The following is a 20,465-nucleotide window of genomic DNA, read 5'->3' on the forward strand; positions in this document are numbered from 1 at the left end:
CTAGCGGTAAATGAGTCGCATCAAAAACAATGACAAGTATGAAGCAATAGAATAGAAAACTAAGGCCAAAAAGCTTTGGGTAAGCAGAGTATTATCTTGACTCACCGGGAGCGTCCATATATGGCCCGCTAGCTTTCGCGGTACAGGATGTACCATCGGAAGCGTTAGCATTTTCGAATAAGACCGAAGAAGGATTCAGACGAGGCCAAAAGCTAGATTAATTTCCGTCGCGACCTTTTCGCTGTTCAGAAAATGTTGACCACATCAGAACGCTGAGGGTTTGCAAAGGGGTACAAGCGCTTTACCCATTTGCTCTGGTGTGGGTGAAGCGCCACGACGTTAGTGGCCGCAGGCCATGTCAAACAGTTTCACTATGTTAAGGGTTAAGCCAGAGAACCTACCGACTTTCCGAATTACCCGCTCTTATAGCCGCGTAGCGAACTAGCAGGACGAAGTCCGCCTAGTCTCTAGGCTTGTTCGCTTTTATCGCTCTCAGCGTTGTAATCGTTTGTTACCATTGACGATCAAATTTCAGACGTAAAAAAGCCCCAACTATTGTTGAGGCTTTTTACACCACTCTCTATTACTAGAGATTATAATGGTACCCGAGGCCGGACTTGAACCGGCACGCTTATTCAGCGAGGGATTTTAAATCCCTTGTGTCTACCGATTCCACCACTCGGGCAAAGTGTTGTTTTAACCGTTACTTAAAGTAACCATTAAACGCAATTTTGTGGAGGCGCGACCCGGAGTCGAACCGAGATAGACGGATTTGCAATCCGTAGCATAGCCATTCTGCCATCGCGCCATCTTTAACCAAATTCAAATCCATCGGATAAGATAAGAAATTGGAGCGACATATCGGGTTCGAACCGATGACCTATACCTTGGCAAGGTATCGCTCTACCAACTGAGCTAATGTCGCATTTAAATCTTTTTCTTATTAGTAAGAAAGGTATGGTTTTTCAACTTATCCTATCGAACTAATACTGTGTAGATAGTGTTAGTTAACATAAAACCCTAAGGCTTGTTGCTGACTCATCACTTGTCTACGGGGAGGCATTCTACCGAATTAACCTCGTGTGTCAATTATTGATTTACGCAATTTTGACTGTTTGCGCACTAAATAATCTTATTGAACTATTATTACGCTATTCTGCCGTTAAATCTTTCCAAGCTGCTGAAATGTAACTCATCATCGACCAGAACGTCAGTGCTGCGGCAATATAAAACAAGCCATAAGCGACATCTGTTAGCCAAGGTGTGGGTTTCCAAATCAATCCAATAATGGCGATCATTTGCGTGGCAGTTTTATATTTACCAATCCAAGACACGGCAACTACGCCACGTTTGCCTATTTCGGCCATCCATTCACGCAAGGCTGAAATAACAATTTCGCGACCAATCATAAATAACGCCGCTAAAGTTAAGTACACATTGTCATTTTGTTGAACCAACAGCACTAATGCTGTCGACACCATGACTTTATCTGCTACTGGATCTAAAAAAGCGCCAAATCGGGTTAGTTGACCAAGTTTACGGGCAGCATAACCGTCTAACCAATCGGTCAAAGCGGCCAACCAGAAAATAAATGCCGAAACAAATGGTGCCCATGGATATGGTAAATAGAATACCGCTATAAATACGGGTAACAAAGCAATACGGAATAATGTCAGTGCAATAGGTAAGTTAAACGGCATAAAAAGACCAATTTGTCAGAAGCAGCGCCAATCTTGCCTTAATTTTAGCCCCCTCGCAATGCATCATGAATTGTTTGTGCCATTTCTAAGCTAATTCCGGGTACTTTTGTCAATTCAGCCACGCTAGCGCCCTTCACTTCTTGAATTCCGCCTAAATGTTGCAACAAAGCTTTACGTCTTTTAGGGCCCACACCTGCGATGGATTCTAGGGTAGAAGTATTGCGAGTTTTTTGACGTTTATTACGGTGTCCGGTAATCGCAAAGCGATGTGACTCATCGCGAATGTGTAGCATCAAATGAAATGCAGGTGAGTCACTGGCAACCTCGAACGTTTGCTCACTACCACCAACGGTAAACGTTTCGAGCCCTGCTTTACGGCCTTCACCTTTAGTTACGCAAATGAGCAATGGCGGATGATCAATGTTGACACACTTTTCATCGACAATGGTTTGCGCCACTCTTAGCTGGCCAATACCGCCATCAATGAAAACTAAATCTGGTACTTTGCCATTGTTATCGATTTTATCAAATCGACGGCTTATAGCTTGTTCCATCGCGGCATAATCATCACCACCAGTAATACCGGTAATGTTGTAACGGCGATAATCAGCTTTATGTGGCCCTTCACGATTGAACACCACACACGATGCGACTGTGCTTTCGCCCATGGTGTGACTAATGTCAAAGCATTCCATCCGCTTAATCGGTTCATTAAGCTCAAGTGCTTCTTCAAGTAATTGAAAGCGTTGTTCTACGGTATTCTTATGCGATAACTTGGTAGCGACGGCACTACTGGCATTGGTCATGGCAAGGCGTAAAAAATTTGCTCTGTCGCCTCTTACTTGCGTTTTCAACTCAAACTTTTTATCTAATGCGTGTTCTATCGACGCTTGTAATTCTGTTATACCGTCAAAGTGATGACTGAGGATGACTTCTTTTGGAATCGTGCGCTGAATATCGGCATTTAAGTAAAACTGGCCCAAGAATGATGACAACACTTCTTCAATTTCAGTTTCTGCTGGTACGGAAGGATAATAGCTGCGACTGCCAAAAATTTTACCATCACGAATAAACAGTAGGTGAAAACAGGCAATACCAGAGGCGTAATCGACGCCGATGACATCCATATCACCTTTATGATTTGACACTTCCTGCTGCTCTGCTACACGCCTTAATGCGGTAATTTGGTCACGATACTGCGCAGCTCGCTCGTATTCCATATCAATTGCAGCGGTTTCCATTTTGGCCACCAGCTGTGATATGACTTGTTTATCTTTTCCGCGTAAAAATAAACCGGCTAATTTGACCTGTTCGCTGTATTCATCATCACTGACAATCCCCACGCAAGGCGCACTGCAACGATCTAATTGATACTGTAAACAAGGGCGAGATCTGGATTTATAATATAAGTCATCGCATTGACGGATTGGAAACAGCTTTTGCATTAAATGCAAACTTTCACGTACTGCGCCACCATTAGGATATGGGCCAAAATAATGGCCTTTTTCACGTTTGGGCCCACGATGATAAGCAAGTCGAGGGTGCTTATGGCCGCTCAACAGAATATATGGATAAGATTTATCATCACGCAGTAGCACGTTGTATTTGGGCATGTACTGTTTGATGTAATCATTTTCGAGTAATAACGCGTCAGTTTCGCTATGCGTAACGGTCACATCAATATGATCGATATGCGAAACTAGCGCCTGAGTTTTAACATTGGCGATGTTAACTCTAAAATACGAGCTTAAACGTTTTTTGAGATCTTTAGCTTTACCAACATAAATAACCTGTTGGTGCTTATCGTACATTCGATAAACACCAGGTGCTGAGGTAACATTTTTTAAAAAGGATTTGGCGTTAAAACCACTTGGCATGATTAAAGCTACTTAATGCGTTGCGAGGAATACATTATTCCTGACTAGAATGAACCTGTATCGAGCATTTTGTAACGGATAGCTAAACGGGTCAACTCAACGTCACCGCCGATCCCCAGTTTCGCAAATAGTCGATAACGATAACTGTTGACGGTTTTAGGGCTTAAATTTAATTTTTCAGAAATATCATTAACCTTTTCACCATTGGTTATCATCATCATGATTTGCAATTCACGTTCAGACAAACTGCTAAATGGATTCTCGTCAGAGTGGTTAAATTGGCTTAGCGCCATTTGTTGCGCAATTTCTGGCGACAAATAACGTTGACCACGAGCCACTTGAGTAATGGCTCGTAATACTTCTGGTGATGTGGAACCTTTAGTTAAGTAACCAGAAGCACCAGCCTGCATCACTTTGGTCGGAAAAGGGTCTTCTGTTTGTACGGTTAACACAATAATTTTAGCGTCTGGCTGATAGCGTAAAATCTTACGGGTGGCTTCTAATCCCCCCATACCAGGCATATTCATGTCCATTAAAATGACATCAGCTTCATTCTGTCGAGACCACTGTACGGCTGTTTCTCCATCAGGTGCTTCACCGATGACTTTAATACCGCGTTCATCTTCCAAAATGCGACGAATACCCGTTCTCACGAGTTCATGGTCGTCAACCAAATATACAGATATCACGTAAACCCACCTATTATTATGCGTAATTCATTTTGAATTTTAGGGCCGTTTTTATATATAAAACATTTATATGCAAAATCTTATCGCAAAAAAATACTGGTAACATTGCATATTTTCACACATCTCATTTATCTGCTTGAATTTAGCATCTTTACATTTACTGACACAAGCAAAGTAAATTATTAACGTGAAGATCGAACATAAAACAGGCAGCTTTGTTACCTTAGCATTGCAATTTAACCATTTTAAATCATTCACCCTGCAAGGTGATAATAATAGTACGCGCCGAAGTATGGTCGCGATGTTCACATAAATATAAACCTTGCCAAATACCCAAGTTCAAACGTCCATTGGTAATCGGAATAGACTGGCTAGAACCAATCAAGGTCGACTTGATATGAGCAGGCATATCATCCGCGCCTTCATAAGTATGCTGAAAGTATGGTGCACCTTCTGGTGCAAGTACATTAAAATGTCGCTCCAAATCACCACGGACCGTAGGATCAGCATTTTCGTTTATCGCAAGCGATGCAGAAGTATGCTGAATAAATACATGCAATAAGCCAACATTGATACCTCTTAGCTCTGGCAGCCGCGCTATCACTTCATCAGTAATTAAATGAAATCCACGCTGCTTCGGATTAAGTGTCATCTCTCGTTGTAACCACATCAAATAAATCCTTCTTTAAACGACATTTGCAGGTAGATCAGCAATTATGTAGCTTATCATCGACAATACTTTTGGCGGAATGATAGTAAATTATACACCTGATTAGGGTTACGTTTGAATCATCTTGCATTGATTTTCACGCAATTTACCTACCCTTTACCGAACAAGCGCCCAATAAATAGTAACATCAATATTTACCACTAAAACAGATGTTTTGAGCCTTAACTCTAAAAGTGGAGTAAACGTCACGATTGTGAGTGATTGTATTTCAATACACAGCAGCATAGCGCGGGTACGCCCAAGTGCTGAATACAATAAAAACAATATGATAATAATAAATTTAAAATCAGCTACCAATAACGCCAAAAGCAACGGCATAAATATACTGTCACAAGTTTATAGCACTGACATATATACAAAAAAATTGCACCAACGGCAAATAATAAAGCCCTTACATCTTTATTGATGTAAGGGCTTCAAAATCTGATTAATGCATTAGCAAAATGATTGCTACGTACATGCTCCCCAAGTAATACCATCCTTACTGCACTGCTTAATATTAGTATTATTACTTTGCTCAGTTAACTGGGTCCAACTAATCATCCCAGTACTTGCATCATAGTTTTTCTCGGTGGTTACCCTATGTTCTTGAGAGTCGTCAGTTTTACGTTTGTACCAGCTAAAGTCAGCATCCTGTAAACCAGTATCATCTGTAAATGTATAACCATAATCAGTTAATAAAGTGACTAACTCTGTGGTTGAATATTCTGCAGAACGGTCTTGTAAATTAACCCAATCATTAAGCGTTGCAAACGCTCCATTAGTTTTAAATTGTGAAAACTGCATAAGATAATTAATATTGTTTTCGCTATAATCAACGTAATAAACACGCTCATAAGCTTGAGTAAAAATATCGGCCGTGAATTGACACTCACCAGTATCTGTTGAGTAGGTATTGCTTAGTGTAAATTGTACCGGTACGAGTTCGACGTCATGAGTAACCATAATACTTTCGTTATTAAAACAAGTCTCTAACTGACCATCAGCGGTATTTCGCTCATCATAACTAGCGATGTACCTGCCATTATCACCCCATGAAAATGCGTTGTTATGACGGCGATAATAGACATATAGAACGGCATCAGTTACGTCGCCATTATCATCGCTTATCATTCTTGCCGACTCTGAGAAAAATTGACTATCGTCAGGGTAGAAAACAACGATATCTCGGTACCAGACATTTTCAGTAAGCTGTTCTGCTGCAGGTGCTTTATCTAGATAATGAATAACTCGGATATAACTCGCGTCCTTGTAGGCATCATTAGTTAACAGTTCAGCTTTCTTCTTCAAACTTAAGCTTAACCCCGTCACATAACGGCGCGCCGTCTGTTGCAATGCTTGATTCCCATTTTCAATAAAGTCGCTGAATAGATCATCAATCGATATGTTAGATTTTCGAGTAAAATCATCAATGGCTTCATTAATAAGCGAAGCATAATTCAGTTGGCTTTGAGGATTGTCAATGAGCTGTTGACAACTAGCTTGAAGAACCTCGGCATTTCTATCCATTGCGTTTGTACTGTTAACCGTAGGAGATGAAGATAACATGTCCCAAACTGCCGACGTTAATGGCGTAATATATGCGGCTTGTTCAGGATTAAACTGTCCATAAAGCGGAGGATAAATAAGTTGATAAGCAGAGGTAACCACGCCTTCGGTTTCATCAATTGCGCCAACAGGAACATCTACTCTTACCGGTACTAAAGTGGCACAAACTTGTTGCTCGGCATTATATTTCAACGAATACTCTCCGCCGGCATCGGTGACATCATTTGGCTCATCTTCATCAAACACACCGTTATTGTTAATATCTAACCATACCGTAGCACCCATTAAATACCCATCAATCACTCTCCCCTGATGCCCTTGTTGTAAAGGGATAGGTAATACAGTTAGTCGGGTTTCAACGCTGTTTGTTGCACCTTCATTATCGGTAACAGTCAGTTGGAAACTAAATTCGGTATCTTGTTGTACTTCAGGTGCAATAAAGCCTGTTACAGATTGCGTAGCATCAGAAAGCGCAACCGTGGGCGCGCCATTGTCAATTTGTAGCCATTGATAGCTTTGGATTTGGCCATCGGAATCCACGCTGGCACTGCCATTTAATTGTACTTCGGTCAAAGAAATTACTGATGAAAGAGAGGCAATGTTAGCAACCGGAATAATATTTTCCGGCGGAGGCGGGGGCGGTGTCAATGGGGCTTGATCTGAGCTACTGTCATTTCCACCACCACATGCTGTTAAACCCAGTAATGTGGTTAATGTTACTATCCTATGTAATTTCACTGTATATCCTTATCTTTTTTTGATTTTAAATTATTAGTGATTAGTGAATCAAATTGTTGCAAATATGAGTATTTTTAGTTAACAACAAAGAATACTATCACCAAGGTTTATTTTCGACAACAAAAAATGAAAATGAAAACAAAGGTTAACTAACATAAAAACATATACTTAAGTTTTTTCATTATGTCGAGGATGAATCGAGACCTTATAAGCATCCACTTTAGGCACAAAATGATGAACATATTAAAATCATTAAAAAGCCCCATCATTTCTGATGAGGCTTATTCTTTTCAACGCTAATCGGACACTTTCCTAAAAAGCCTTTCCAACTTCAATTGTTAGCTATTCAGCATGTGGTAAATACTGTCATCCTATATTGTAATACTCATATATCTGACTGCATCACCTCTTCTTAACAGCTTCAGTCGGCAAAAGTCTCATTTAACACGCTGGCTAGTCCTGCTGTATTCATACTAAAAATTAAATGAACCAAGTTCGGATTTAAAACCAACATAGCTTCAATGCCATGGGCTTGAAGGGCGGTACTGTCTAATAGACTGGCATCTTTCACTTCTAAGCGTAAACGATTATCAGCAATAGCACGACATGAACTCACGTCACCCAATAGTGGCAGGATGGCTTGAGCTTGCTCGCGATCTTTTGCTGAAATGTTAACCGTTGCTGTTGCTATTACAGGCGTGGGAGTAGCGGCAAGATAACCACCCGACGCGAGCATTTCATCAATTTCGGTACGTGACACTTCGGCGATAGTCCCGACAATGGCTTGTACTGCATTCCCCGAAATCAATACGCCACTGGCGCCTAACTGCTTCAATCTAGCCTGATCCACTTTACTGGTATCGCGCACATCCATCCGTAAGCGGGTAATACAAGAATCCACATTGACCAGATTCTCTGGTCCGCCGAAGGCTTCGATAAAGTTACGCGCTCTTTCTGTCCCTTCTGATGAAACGATCTCTAATTCGACATCCATCCGCCCTGGCGTTTTCAAGTCGAACTTCAAAATTAAGAATCTGAACACTACGTAATACAACGCCGCATAAATGAGACCTAGCACCACCAGTAGCCAGATTTTTTGCGAATTCCCCGAAAGAACAAGAAAATCGATTAAGCCATGAGAGAAAGAAGTTCCATGAACCACACCCAGCATATTGACAAGCACATAAGCAAAACCAGCCATCAGCGCGTGTACAACATAAAGTAAAGGTGCAGCAAATAAAAATGCAAACTCGATAGGTTCAGTAATTCCGGTTAAGAATGCAGTTAACGCTGCCGAAATCATGATACTACCGACCATGACACGATTTTCTGGACGGGCAGTATGCCAAATCGCCATTGCAGCTGCAGGTAAACCAAACATTTTAAACAAATAGCCTCCTGCAAGTTGACCGAAGCCATTACCAGCAGCTCGACTCGCATCGTCCGCTTGCAAATAACACGTCAATACACCTGTTGCAGGCTTACCTAAACTGTCAACACAATTGCCCGCTTCGAAGAAGAAAGGCACATTCCATACATGGTGTAAACCGGCTGGAATTAACGAACGCTCAACCACACCATAAATACCAAAGGCTAATGTTGGGTTTTGATATGCCGCCCAATGGGAAAATGCAGCAATAGCATTGCCTATCGGAGGCCAAATGAACGATAAGATGACTCCCGCAAAAATCGCTCCAAAACCAGTAATAATAGGCACACTTCGTTTACCTGAGAAGAATCCGAGATATGAAGGTAATTGAATTTTAAAGAAACGGTTAAAGGTCGCTGCAGCAATAGCGCCGGCAATCATACCGCCAAACACGCCCACATCAGTGCCCGGTTCAAGTACGCCGATGGTTTTAACCATGATGGCATATCCCACTAAGGCCGCCATAGCAGCCACACCATCATTTTTAGCAAATCCTAACGCGATACCTATCGCGAATAGCAATCCCATATTGCTAAAAATGGCTTCGCCCGCTTGTACCATTAACACATTGACGATATCGGGGAGCACACTAAAACCCGCGCTCCCAACGCCTAATAAGATACCCGCTACGGGTAATACGGAAACCGGCAACATGACCGATTTGCCCACTTTTTGTAAAACCGAAAATGCGCCACTCATCATAGCCTTCTTCGGTTTAGCTGCTGTTATTGTTTTAGATGTCATAATACAACCTTAGAAATTTTAATAGATTACCAAGTGATCAACGTTTTTCAATATCGCCTTTAACGGCAAGTAACGTATTAGGATCTCGCATTAATGCTCGAACATCTTTGGCATCTGCACAGCTCATCGCTTTAGCAGCGATAAGCTGACACGCTTGCTGATTTAAATGACGCACTTGATGCTTCACTTCTGGAATGGAAGGCACACTCACAGACAGTTCATCAATACCTAAGCCGACCAAAATAGGCACAGCATCTTTTTCGCCGGCCAATCCACCACAAATGCCAGCCCATTTACCTTTGGCATGCGCGGCCTTAACCGTCATATCGATCAGGCGTAATACAGCAGGATGCAATCCATCAGCAATGGCGGCTAACTTAGGGTGTCCACGATCAATCGCTAAGGTATATTGAGTCAAATCATTAGTACCAATGGAGAAAAAGTCGACATGTTCGGCTAACACATCAGCCATCACGGCAGCCGATGGCACTTCAATCATGATGCCAATTTGGATCCCACTAATATCGATAGCCAATTTTTCGGCTTCTTCTTTAACGACTTGTTTGGCCAACTTAAGCTCAAACAAAGACGCTACCATAGGGAACATAATGCGTAAGTTTCCTGCATCAGCCGCTTTCAATAGTGCGCGAACTTGTTGTCGTAATACTGCAGGCTTATCTAAACCAACACGGATACCACGTTCACCGAGGAATGGATTATCTTCTTTAGGCAAAGGTAAATAGGCTAACGGCTTATCTCCTCCTACATCTAACGTACGTACAACTAAAGGACGCAGTCCTAACGTTTGCAGTACCGCACGATAGACTTGTTCCTGATCATCCTCAGAAGGTGCAACTGATTGGTCTTGATAAAGGAATTCAGAACGCAATAAACCAACCGCTTCACCTCCCATTTCAACTAATTTCTGGGCATCACTGACTTTAGCGATATTGCCGGCAATTTCAAATCGCACTCCATCTAAGGTAACGGCTGTCTCATCTTTGTGCGCGAAAGCCAAGGCTTTCTGCTGCTCAGCGGCATTTTTAATCACATCAAGTTGCGCCATTTCAGCTTCAGTTGGCGACAATAATAGATAACCTTTTGCAGTATCGAGTAACACCTCAGTACCGTGCAAGGTCATGATCTTAGCTTCAACACCAGCCATAGCAGCAATACCCATTGCTCTAGCTAAAATAGCACTGTGGCTCGATGCCCCTCCTAAAGTGGTGCAAATGCCTTTAACAAATGCGGGGTTTAGTTTGGCAGTATCTGAAGGGGTTAAATCTTTGGCGACTAAAATGCTATTTTCAGGGAGTTCAGCTGGAATAGTATCTTGAGACAATCCCGCCATAATACGTGAAACTCGATTACCAACGTCGATAAGGTCTGTTGCTCGTCCTGCGAGTAATGGGTTGTCCATTCCAGCAAGTTTGTCCGCTTGGCGGCAAATACTCTTACTCCAGGCATAAGGAGCCGACTTACCTTGCTGTAATTCAATAATACAATCATCGTACAAATCAGGGTCTGACATTAGCTCTTGGTGGGCCACAAAAATATCGGCTTTTTGCCCCATATCCTTGTTATGCAGCTCTTCAACCAGTTCGACTAAGGTTTGATTAGCCACCTTCATTGCATCGTCTAAAGTTTGCTGTTCAATCTGCGCATCGTCGGCAAAAGTGTCAAACTTAGGCACTTCAGCTTTAATCACATATAAACGCCCTTTAACTTGACCGGGAGAGGCTTCCACACCAATAAGCTGACGTGGATCTTGGCTCGTTTGTAGTAGTAGTGATGGTTCAGAAAAAGGATCGAAGTCGCTTTCAACATTCTTAGTCACAAGTGAAGCATCGGCGCCCTCTTCACCTAAACCTGTGCTTATCGCCTCTGATAATGCTGCTATTGCTGCTTGCTGATCTTTACCTTTAGCGAGAATAACAATCTGCTCACCAAAAGCGATGTCTAACCCCATAAGACCAACCACACTACGAGCATTTGCTTGCTTGCCTGCTTTATCAATCATCACGTCACAGTCAAATGCTTTAATCGCAGTGACAATGGCTGCAGCAGGCCGAGCATGAATACCGGTTGGATTAATAACCACTATTGGCGCAGAGCTAACCATGTCATCTGACTTTATTACAGCACGAGTTGCCGCTGATACCTCTGTACTAAATAACAGATCGCCCGCGTTGACAAATTGTTCAGTCGTTGGTGTTAACGTAATAATTCTGCTCATATCCGTGAGCAGTATGACGGTACGCAAACTTTTTACACCGCAGCCCACTTTATCTAAATCCAGCTCAATCAGTGGCGTTTTAGCTTTTACAGCATCACCCACTTTCACTAATGCCGTAAATCCTTCGCCTTTCAATTTAACGGTATCTACACCTATATGAAGCAGAATTTCGATGCCTGTCGCCGTTAATAAAGTCACGGCATGCTTAGAAGGATGTATTTGAGTAACGGTGGCGTCACATGGAGCGTGAAGAATGTTTTCAGTAGGGTCTATCGCTAATCCATCACCCACCATCTTTTGGGAAAATGCGGCATCAGGAACCTGACTCAGTGGACAGCACACCCCCGTAAAAGGGGCCAGCAACTGAATTGTGGTTGAAGTTTTCTTATTCATTGGAACTCCGAATTAAACACTTAACTGCATAATATTAATGTATTTTTATTTTTTGCAGTGAAAATAGTAAAAATGAAAAGCTGCTGCTTACATTATTACCCACTACTCCCTTATCAATCTGACTATTAGCACAACTAAATGAACGTCTTTAAGGAGACCAACGATTACCACTCCTTAATGCGTAGGGACAACGATACTCTTTAGGTGAATACCTTAGTGATCTGGCACTAACTTACCAAAGGTAAGATGTGATGTCCCAACCAGATCTTCAAGATATGATATTGGTAACAAAATTACTTAATTGTTACCAATACCCCAAAACGTTAACAATTACCAGTACAGATTGAAAAAAGTTACCTCTGTATTTAACCTGGCATTTATTCATCTATAATCGAATCTAAAACATGTAATATAACTGTCTACTTACATTAGCGTTAATTTAAGTTGTTTTAGAGTACATGTTGTATTTCAGCTTTAGTTAAAATGCAATATCACCTTTGAGAGTGACAACCCATGCATCATTATTCTCGCTGATACCACCTGGATTATGTATGTACTGAATTTCAGGACGAATAGCAGAATACTTAGTCACTTGAAATTTGTAATAGCTAGCAACGACCGTCTCTGTTTCCTGAATTGGCGTATAAAGAGCATTATTGTCATTATAAAGTTGGGCGCTATCAGCCAAGCTATCATTCACATGCAGGTATTTAGCGGCTAAGCCCCATTTATCTGTCGGACGAGCAGCAAATGGACCTTGATAGCTCACGCCTAATGCCAATGATTTATCAACAGTAGTGATATCTTGATCGTTTAACGTCCCCATAAGAAACACACTAAGACCGCGGGCAGAATCACCATCTACAGCAGTAACCTGTTGCTCTGCAACAAAATAAGCGCCATCTTTACTGTCATGATGACGTGCTTTACCACCATCAATCATCAAGGGATTACCATCTTGATTGTAGTAAAGATCATCACCGCCAACGGTATCATGCCAATAACCCAGTTTATAAGTACCGGGTAAGTAATTGAGGTTAGGCATCCAAGCAAGCTCTACAGGAATCGTCATTCCCAGAGTGCCATGAGGACTGCCTAAATTAAGATTCTGACTATTTTTAAGCCAGCTTGGGTTCATTTGGTAAACCCCGGTCTTTACATACCATTCTGGCGCTAGATGATACTTGACAACACCCGCCCATTGGCTAATAGGCCAGTTGTAAACCGTAGAATTAACATTACCGAATTGGGAACCACAGAATCCAAGATAAGCAAATTCGCATTGGAAAGCGCCAAATTCAGCACCAACATTCATACGGCCTAACTTAATATTGAGGTCGTCACTAAGCAGTTTTTGCTCATAATAAAACTCAGAAATACGGGTCACCCTACCGCGGCCAAACACTTCTATCGATTGCATTAACTGGCCGATTTCAGCTTTATCATTAATATTCTGGCTTTGCCCACCTCTATTGGTCAGTGCAAAGTGGAAGTTGGCATCGGACAAGTCTAATAATTTTTCAAGATCGAAGTTAACACCAAGAACGGTTTGATCGGCATAACTAGTTGCATGATGTTGTCCACCTGTTAAGTTACCTCCGGTTTCGAAGGTATAACCTAAGCTAACGTCGATACCGGCATTATGAATCTTGCTACGAATACCACCAATATCACCGAACAAATAGTTATCCGCGGAGAAATTGTCGGCTTGTACTGAACTACTGCAAATAAGTAACAACACTGAGGCTGTTGTGAGAGAATTTATACTTTTCATTGAATACTTCTTTTAGTCAATTGGAAAGCGCAATGCATCGTCAAAAATAAATGCACTATTTGATATAGCAAAATCGTTATTTTGTTTAAAAAAATAGTAATTACAAAACGAGAATACAGTAATAAATTTACACGCCAATCTGAATGTGTTGAATATGAGCGCGTGATCTCATGTTGAAAATTGCCACTGTTCTTTCAGACATGCCTGAATTTAGTTGGCTTTTAGTTTGCATAACAAACAGTGTTTCTAACGCAATATAGATTCTAGTGGGAGCACATAGATATACAGGATTGCGGACAATGGATGCGTTGGCAGAAAACTCACTTGGCAGGAGTGACAGGTGCTAGTAAGACGATATAGTCCAATATGAACACGGACTAATAAGTAAGATGGAGTAATGGAGCGATGGAGTAATAGCGAGTTTGCGGTTAGGAATACCACTTACAAATAATAAAGCGCAACCTTACATCTGAGGCCATATCATCATGCCAAAGTGTGGGTTTTAGTGTTCTTATTGCGGACGATATCGACTGATTAACATGGGCGATTAACTCACCAGCATAGGTAATAAAAGCAACCATCTGAGTAGGTTCATCTAGCGATTTGATTCGTTTTTGAAGATGCTAATAACATCAACATTGCGCCATAATGTATATAAAATTGCACTCCAACACTGTCACGAGTGAACAAAGACTCTACATTTGTATCGAAAGGTAGAGTCTTTATCGCGTAAAAATTTGGCGAAGCAGATATGAGATTAATTAAACAGTAACGCAAATAAAGGCGCAGTGATAACCATGGCAATACCAGTAAAAATCATGGTTAAGCTAGCAATAACACCTTCCTCCCGCCCCATTTGATTTGCTTTAGCAGCTCCAGCGCCGTGTGCAGACGCACCGAGAGAAATCCCCCTCGCTAAACTGCTTTTTATGTTGGCGGCTTTAAAAAGGGGCTCACAAATCAACATTCCCATAATACCTGTTACCAATACCAACATTGCGGTTAATTCAGGTATGCCGCCAAATGCACCTGTTGCTTCAATAGCAAACGGGGTTGATACCGATCTAACAATTAAACTGTGGGACAGCTCTGACGGCATATTGGTGAAATGGATAATCAACCATGAAGATCCAACACCCAAACATAATCCAGATACTACGCCAACACTTATGGTTAACGGATAACGTTTAATGAGTGCCCGTTCTCGATAAATGGGTACCGCAAATGCAATAGTGGCAGGGGCCAGCAAAGCAGGTAGCCAATGAGTAAACTGAAAGTAGTCGACTAATGGAATTTGAAATATAACCACAGTCGACAAAATGATAGTTGGCGCCAAGATAATAGGGGCAAACCAAACACGTTGTTGGCGTAAATAAAGCCGCTTGCTGATGTAATATCCTGCCAAGGTAAGTAATAAACAGAAAATGCCTAATAGTGAACCATTCATTTTGGGGTATCCATTTTATCCAATGTTAAGGCGTTTTTATTTAAGCAGTGAACGCTGCAACGAAATGCTGTTTAGGCGTTGTTTACGTTCAAACTTAAATAACTTGTCAACAATAAAAGCGGTACCAACTAATACGCTGGCACTGGCCAATAACATGCACACAATCAACTCTGCACCATAACTTTCCAGCAATGACTCATATTTGGTAATGGCAACAACTGGAGGAATAAAAAACAACAATAAATCGCCAATTAACCAGCTCGAACCTTGTTTGACGACTTTCTCTGGGATCCATCGGCAAGACAATAATATCAACAATACGCCGAGGCCAATCACGCTTCCTGGAATAATCGAATGAACAGAATAAGCAACCCACTGACACAACCAAGCAAAAATACATAGGCCGCTGACTTGGATGATTAAGGTTGTTTTGCACTTTAAAAAGGCACTATGACCAGTGAATAGAGATAACATTTGGTTTCACACAATGGTTATTTAGTTGATATGCAGAGTTTACCCTTGCTTAATTGATAAAAAAAATGAATATTAATGATTGATTACATCACTTTTGGTTATGACATTGGATCTTAAAGCACTGCACTATTTCACAGAGGTTGTTAATGCTGGCGGCTTCGCCAAAGCTTGTCATTCGGCATTTGTGACTCAACCGGCCCTCTCAAAGGCGATACGCCTACTGGAAGACGAGCTTGATATGATATTGCTAGAACGCGGAAAACGTGGTTCGCAAATCAGGCTAACTGAAGCTGGGAAAGTGGTTTATCACCATGCATCAAAGTTAATGGAAGGCCGCCAACTTATGATGGCTGAACTCGACAGTTTACGTAATTTAAGTGGTGGTTCACTAAAATTGGGGTTAGCCCCATTAGGCAGTGCAGAGTTATTTGCTCCTGTGATAGCTCAATTTAGACAACAATATCCTAGTATTGAGCTGCAATTATTGGTGCGCGGCGGTATAGAGCAAACTGCTGCCTTACACAAAGATGAAATAGAACTTGCGACAGGGATTATTGATTTTGATGATGAGTTTTGTGGTATTCGTATTCGCAATGAATCAATGGTGGTTGTATTACCCGCAGGGCATAAGCTCGCGAGTAAAGAAACGTTACAGTTAAGTGAGCTTGAGCAATTGGCTCAAGTGATGTTTGAACCAGAATACGCCTTATATGAGCTAGTGCTTGAAGCTTGTGCCAAAGCGGGATTTAAACCCCAAAATATCACTCGAGTCAGTCATGCTGACTTTGGGATTGCACTTGTAGCGGCGGGCTCTGGAGTAATGATACTGCCCAAAATTATTGCCGAACGTTACCGGGTCGAAGCGGTTGTTAATATTCCTTTAGCCAGTGAAGATTTACGCTGGGAGTTATCATTGTTTTGGCGTAAACAGAAACATTTATCATTTGCGGCTCAAGCAATGATAAAGCTTATTAAGCAGCATTTAAGTCAGCTAGAAAACAAACCTCGAAACGAATAAACCAGTGTTACAATTTATGCAGCATTAGCCACTAAAACCAAACAAATCATTTTTAATCTAATACAGTAAAATCGCTAAATAACCGTTGCGGTAATACATTGATGAGAACTAACTAATAATCAAAAATATCGCTGTGAGTGAATTTAAAAATAAATCGGTTCTAGTTTGGTAAATATGACGATGTAATCAATATTGAAGTGTAAAAAATCATTGTGTCATTGCATTTTACCTTTCATTAAATATGTACAGCTTAATTAGGCTTTACAATAGTAATCAAACCCAAACACTTTAGAAACAAATGGCATCACTACTGTTAATTTTTGCACACAATAAATTACATTGAATGATAACCTAATCATTAATAAGCATTCTTAATCAATTAATATAACAAACCGATATCATCACAGCGACTACACTGCGTAAAACTTTGATTATCATTTTGTTTTTTTATGATGTATGAGAAAATAATCACATATTGAGGTGCTCTTTCTATCCTCACTCATACTCTAAGTTCAGCTGAAAACAGTTGTATTTATATACGTATTCCCATTCAACAAAATAGTAGTGGTAGCACTCCATATGAATTCATATTCACTAAAGAAAAAGATATTATTATCGGTTGTTCTCGCTCTCACGGTTGTCATTGTACTTTTATCGTGGCAAAGCTATTCCAGCCAAAAAAACTTACTATTAGAAAGTAGTGTCTATCAAGTAAGTCAACTTGGTAAGCAGCAAGCGTTGCGAATTGAAGGATGGTTAGCGGATCGACAGCGAGTTATCACCTCTGTAGCCACTAAAGTCGAAGGCGATACGCTAAATGCATTGCAGCAAGCACAAATCTCCGGAGATTTTCAGCTGACCTATTTCGGTAACAGTAATGGCGCAATGGTCGACTCAGATCCAAGTGTTGACCGTACCAATTACGATCCAAGAACTCGTCCTTGGTACCATCAAGCGCAGCAAGCTCGTAGAGCAATTCTTACCAAACCTTATCTTGATGTCGCTTTTAATATATTAGTGGTGACGATGGCACAACCGACTCGTAATGGGGTAGTCGGTGGCGATGTATCAATTAGCAGTTTAGTCGATAGCATCAACGATATGTCACTACCGGCTAACGGTTATGCCATCATGATGCATAAAGACGGTACTGTCATTGCTTACAAAGACTCACGCAAGTTAATGGGTAAAATTACCGACATTGACGCTCAATTAAACAGCCAAAAAATTCAATTGAGTCGCCAGACAAAGCAATTGACGCCAGTCTATTTTGATACTGAAGGCAGAGACAAGCTGTTATGGAGCGAAGAAATTCCAAACACAGATTGGCAACTCGTTTTTGTACTAGATAAGCAAACATTAGAGGCTCCACTGACTAATTTAATGCTAACTCAATTAGGATTAGCATTATTAGTATTGATTATCAGTGTGTTATCTATTTCATGGCTGTTAAGTCTTTTACTTGGGCCATTAAGCCGAGTATCACAAGCCCTATCACGCATAGCAGACGGCAATGGTGACTTAACTCAACGTATTACAGTCGACAGTCAAGACGAAGTAGGCATGTTAGCAAACAGTTTTAACCGTTTTGTGAGTAGTCAACATCAGCTGATCAGTCATATACGTCAACTGGCGACCGAACTAGATGTAGATGCAGAGCATAGTTTGCTTACCAATCAAACAACAGTTGAAGAGTTACAACGCCAGCAACAGGAAGTGGCAATGGTGGCCACTGCCGTCACTGAAATGTCGAGCGCGACCCATGAAATTGCAGCCAATGCTGAAAGTACCGCTGCGGCAGCGCAACAATCAGCCCAAAGCAGTAGCCAAGGGAAAGGGTTGGTTGATAAAACTCGTACAACCATTAATTCATTGGCATCAGAGATCGATGAAACAACCACAGTGATTGGCGAGTTAAGTCGACATGCACAAGCTATTTCTAGCATTCTTACTACTATTCAGGGAATTGCAGAACAAACTAATTTATTGGCATTAAATGCGGCCATTGAGGCAGCACGTGCTGGCGAGCAAGGTCGTGGCTTTGCCGTAGTTGCAGATGAAGTTCGAGTGCTATCGCGCCGAACACAAGACTCTACTGCTGAGATTTACACCACCATTGAGACGTTGCAAAATACGACGAAACAAGCCGTTAGCTTGATGGATAGCAGTAAAGCGTTAGCGAATAATAGTGTTGATGATGTTAACGCTGCAGCGCAAGCTCTAGAAGAGATCACTCAAGCAGTAAATGTGATTTCGGATATGGCCGGACAAATAGCCATAGCAGCAGAAGAGCAAACGCAAGTCACTAACGAAATCACTAAAAATACAGTGGCGATTAAAGATGTCACCGATGAGATAACCTCATCTGCAATGACTCATTTAGACCAAGCAAAAATGCTCAAAGGCCGTGCAACCGATCTGAGTGATAAAGTCGCTACTTTCATTTTGTAAGGGCTTATTGGCAGGTAGAAATACCTGCTCAGTTGATGTTATCAATGTAAATCTTTGGAGGTAAAAACGCGTCAGTTTTTACCCTAAAGGTTTGCCTTAAACATCAACATAACAATAATGAAAGCAATAAATAATACAAAGAGAAAAGCTATTAAACAATACATCACTATCAGCTAAGCATGTGCTGCACATACTTAGCAGAAAAAGTGATATGGTATTACATTACTGAGTACTCATGAGTAACTTCATATCAGTAATTAAATTGGTCACTGAGGTATTATTTAGGCCATTATAAATACCGCGAATATGCCTGTTTTTATCGACTAACACTAAGTTTTCGGTATGTAAAAAATCTTCATTACTCACAAACTCACCTAAGTCTTCATTCGCAAAATAAGCATTGCGCGCTAATGCATAAATCTGTTCTCGTTCGCCAGTCACTAAATGCCACTTTTGGGCTTCAATACCATTCTTCTGTGCATATTGCTGCAGTACTTCGACCGTATCGTTACCTGGTTGTATAGAGTGAGAAATGATAATGACATCATCATCGTTCAAAAACTCGCTTTGCACTTTAGACAATTGTGAGCGCATGCGCGGGCAAATGCCTGGGCAACTGGTAAAGAAAAAACTCGCCACATAAATTTTATCTTTTACCGTATCCAGAGTCACTGATTCGCCCTGTTGATCGGTAAAGCTAAATTCTGGAACTTGATGAAAATCAGCAAGCTCTGGGCTATCAGATTTAAACCAATGTGGGGTAAATTCAGCACTGCCATAATAAGGTAGTTCAGCCAGTTCTTGCTCACCATGCGGTACTGCCATTGCAGGCATAATGAACACCACTGCGAATACTCTAATCAGATTCAATAACATTTTCATCTTCTAATCCTACACACATATTTGCACGTTTAAGGCCAAATACTCGGCCGTTAATATATTGATAATTATTATAAAGCTTACCGTTGCGACGCCATGCTTGCTGCAGTCCAACTTCGAGTCCATTTTCGTAATTCATCTTTTTAAACAATTCACCCGTTGCATACCACTGCAGGGATACACCGTTCACTTTACCTTGCAGGTAAATAGACTCTGAGCCTGACGAATCCCCATGAAATAACAAACAGGAACAATAAGATATTTTAAATTAGGTGGGAACATTCATGGCATTTGGTGATCAAATTTATCGCCAAACAAAAATTACCACGAGTAAATGC

The 20,465-nt window shown here is 41.2% G+C and carries 14 protein-coding genes and 3 tRNA genes; 2 read left to right on the forward strand and 15 right to left on the reverse strand.

Features of this window, described 5'->3' with window-relative positions; all coding sequences use genetic code 11:
* Window positions 1-599: 599 nt before the first annotated feature.
* From H5181_RS19570 to H5181_RS19630, 13 genes are all read right to left on the reverse strand, one after another.
* A tRNA-Leu gene (locus H5181_RS19570) sits at window positions 600-685 on the reverse strand.
* A gap of 49 nt (window positions 686-734) precedes the next feature.
* A tRNA-Cys gene (locus tag H5181_RS19575) sits at window positions 735-808 on the reverse strand.
* Window positions 809-849: 41 nt separating this feature from the next.
* Window positions 850-925: transfer RNA gene (locus H5181_RS19580), tRNA-Gly, on the reverse strand.
* Between the two features lie 226 nt (window positions 926-1,151).
* The gene (gene pgsA / locus H5181_RS19585; RefSeq protein ID WP_011638096.1) at window positions 1,152-1,700 is read right to left on the reverse strand and encodes a CDP-diacylglycerol--glycerol-3-phosphate 3-phosphatidyltransferase; all 549 of its coding nucleotides are present in this window, start codon (window positions 1,698-1,700) and stop codon (window positions 1,152-1,154) included.
* Window positions 1,701-1,744: 44 nt separating this feature from the next.
* Window positions 1,745-3,577 carry an excinuclease ABC subunit UvrC gene (gene uvrC, locus H5181_RS19590; RefSeq protein WP_182751817.1) on the reverse strand — a complete coding sequence of 611 codons (1,833 nt, stop codon included), beginning with the start codon at window positions 3,575-3,577 and terminating at the stop codon, window positions 1,745-1,747.
* A gap of 44 nt (window positions 3,578-3,621) precedes the next feature.
* The gene (gene uvrY / locus H5181_RS19595; RefSeq protein ID WP_011638098.1) at window positions 3,622-4,266 is read right to left on the reverse strand and encodes a UvrY/SirA/GacA family response regulator transcription factor; all 645 of its coding nucleotides are present in this window, start codon (window positions 4,264-4,266) and stop codon (window positions 3,622-3,624) included.
* Between the two features lie 250 nt (window positions 4,267-4,516).
* Window positions 4,517-4,936 carry a secondary thiamine-phosphate synthase enzyme YjbQ gene (locus H5181_RS19600; RefSeq protein ID WP_011638099.1) on the reverse strand — a complete coding sequence of 140 codons (420 nt, stop codon included), beginning with the start codon at window positions 4,934-4,936 and terminating at the stop codon, window positions 4,517-4,519.
* 510 nt (window positions 4,937-5,446) lie between these two features.
* A complete protein-coding gene (locus H5181_RS19605) occupies window positions 5,447-7,282 on the reverse strand; it encodes a PKD domain-containing protein (RefSeq protein WP_123882891.1) in 1,836 nt (611 codons plus the stop codon).
* Between the two features lie 421 nt (window positions 7,283-7,703).
* Entirely contained in the window at window positions 7,704-9,455 is a 1,752-nt protein-coding gene (gene ptsG, locus H5181_RS19610; RefSeq protein ID WP_123882893.1) for a PTS glucose transporter subunit IIBC, read from the reverse strand.
* Between the two features lie 37 nt (window positions 9,456-9,492).
* On the reverse strand, window positions 9,493-12,084 hold the full coding sequence (ptsP, locus tag H5181_RS19615) for a phosphoenolpyruvate--protein phosphotransferase (RefSeq protein WP_220491846.1): 2,592 nt from the start codon (window positions 12,082-12,084) through the stop codon (window positions 9,493-9,495).
* 478 nt (window positions 12,085-12,562) lie between these two features.
* Complete coding sequence (locus H5181_RS19620) at window positions 12,563-13,858, reverse strand: carbohydrate porin (RefSeq protein WP_182751818.1); 1,296 nt, start codon at window positions 13,856-13,858, stop codon at window positions 12,563-12,565.
* Window positions 13,859-14,615: 757 nt separating this feature from the next.
* Window positions 14,616-15,305 carry an LrgB family protein gene (locus H5181_RS19625; protein WP_182751819.1) on the reverse strand — a complete coding sequence of 230 codons (690 nt, stop codon included), beginning with the start codon at window positions 15,303-15,305 and terminating at the stop codon, window positions 14,616-14,618.
* 36 nt (window positions 15,306-15,341) lie between these two features.
* Window positions 15,342-15,779 carry a CidA/LrgA family protein gene (locus tag H5181_RS19630; RefSeq protein ID WP_182751820.1) on the reverse strand — a complete coding sequence of 146 codons (438 nt, stop codon included), beginning with the start codon at window positions 15,777-15,779 and terminating at the stop codon, window positions 15,342-15,344.
* A gap of 106 nt (window positions 15,780-15,885) precedes the next feature.
* Here H5181_RS19630 and H5181_RS19635 point away from each other — a divergent pair, with 106 nt between their 5' ends.
* Both H5181_RS19635 and H5181_RS19640 read left to right on the forward strand, forming a co-directional pair.
* Window positions 15,886-16,797 (forward strand): LysR substrate-binding domain-containing protein, encoded by a 912-nt coding sequence (locus H5181_RS19635; RefSeq protein ID WP_182751824.1) that lies wholly within the window; start codon window positions 15,886-15,888, stop codon window positions 16,795-16,797.
* Between the two features lie 579 nt (window positions 16,798-17,376).
* A complete protein-coding gene (locus tag H5181_RS19640; protein ID WP_182751821.1) occupies window positions 17,377-19,248 on the forward strand; it encodes a methyl-accepting chemotaxis protein in 1,872 nt (623 codons plus the stop codon).
* A 222-nt stretch (window positions 19,249-19,470) separates the two neighbouring features.
* On the opposite strand, the gene H5181_RS19645 is transcribed toward H5181_RS19640, so the two are convergent.
* On the reverse strand, window positions 19,471-20,130 hold the full coding sequence (locus H5181_RS19645) for an SCO family protein (RefSeq protein WP_243638301.1): 660 nt from the start codon (window positions 20,128-20,130) through the stop codon (window positions 19,471-19,473).
* Window positions 20,105-20,371, reverse strand: a complete 267-nt coding sequence (locus tag H5181_RS19650) for a toxin-antitoxin system YwqK family antitoxin (RefSeq protein WP_182751822.1) — start codon at window positions 20,369-20,371, stop codon at window positions 20,105-20,107. The genes H5181_RS19645 and H5181_RS19650 overlap by 26 nt, the downstream gene beginning before the upstream one ends.
* Window positions 20,372-20,465: the final 94 nt, after the last annotated feature.

It is taken from the genome of Shewanella sp. SG44-2, from assembly GCF_014164215.1.
Lineage (GTDB): Bacteria > Pseudomonadota > Gammaproteobacteria > Enterobacterales > Shewanellaceae > Shewanella > Shewanella frigidimarina.

Coding starts and splice junctions, on each gene's coding strand:
- pgsA (WP_011638096.1), bottom strand. CDS start 1,700: ATGCCGTTTAACTTACCTATTGCACTGACATTATTCCGTATTGCTTTG.
- uvrC (WP_182751817.1), bottom strand. CDS start 3,577: ATGCCAAGTGGTTTTAACGCCAAATCCTTTTTAAAAAATGTTACCTCA.
- H5181_RS19600 (WP_011638099.1), bottom strand. CDS start 4,936: ATGTGGTTACAACGAGAGATGACACTTAATCCGAAGCAGCGTGGATTT.
- ptsG (WP_123882893.1), bottom strand. CDS start 9,455: ATGACATCTAAAACAATAACAGCAGCTAAACCGAAGAAGGCTATGATG.
- ptsP (WP_220491846.1), bottom strand. CDS start 12,084: ATGAATAAGAAAACTTCAACCACAATTCAGTTGCTGGCCCCTTTTACG.
- H5181_RS19620 (WP_182751818.1), bottom strand. CDS start 13,858: ATGAAAAGTATAAATTCTCTCACAACAGCCTCAGTGTTGTTACTTATT.
- H5181_RS19625 (WP_182751819.1), bottom strand. CDS start 15,305: ATGAATGGTTCACTATTAGGCATTTTCTGTTTATTACTTACCTTGGCA.
- H5181_RS19630 (WP_182751820.1), bottom strand. CDS start 15,779: ATGTTATCTCTATTCACTGGTCATAGTGCCTTTTTAAAGTGCAAAACA.
- H5181_RS19640 (WP_182751821.1), top strand. CDS start 17,377: ATGAATTCATATTCACTAAAGAAAAAGATATTATTATCGGTTGTTCTC.
- H5181_RS19645 (WP_243638301.1), bottom strand. CDS start 20,130: ATGAAAATGTTATTGAATCTGATTAGAGTATTCGCAGTGGTGTTCATT.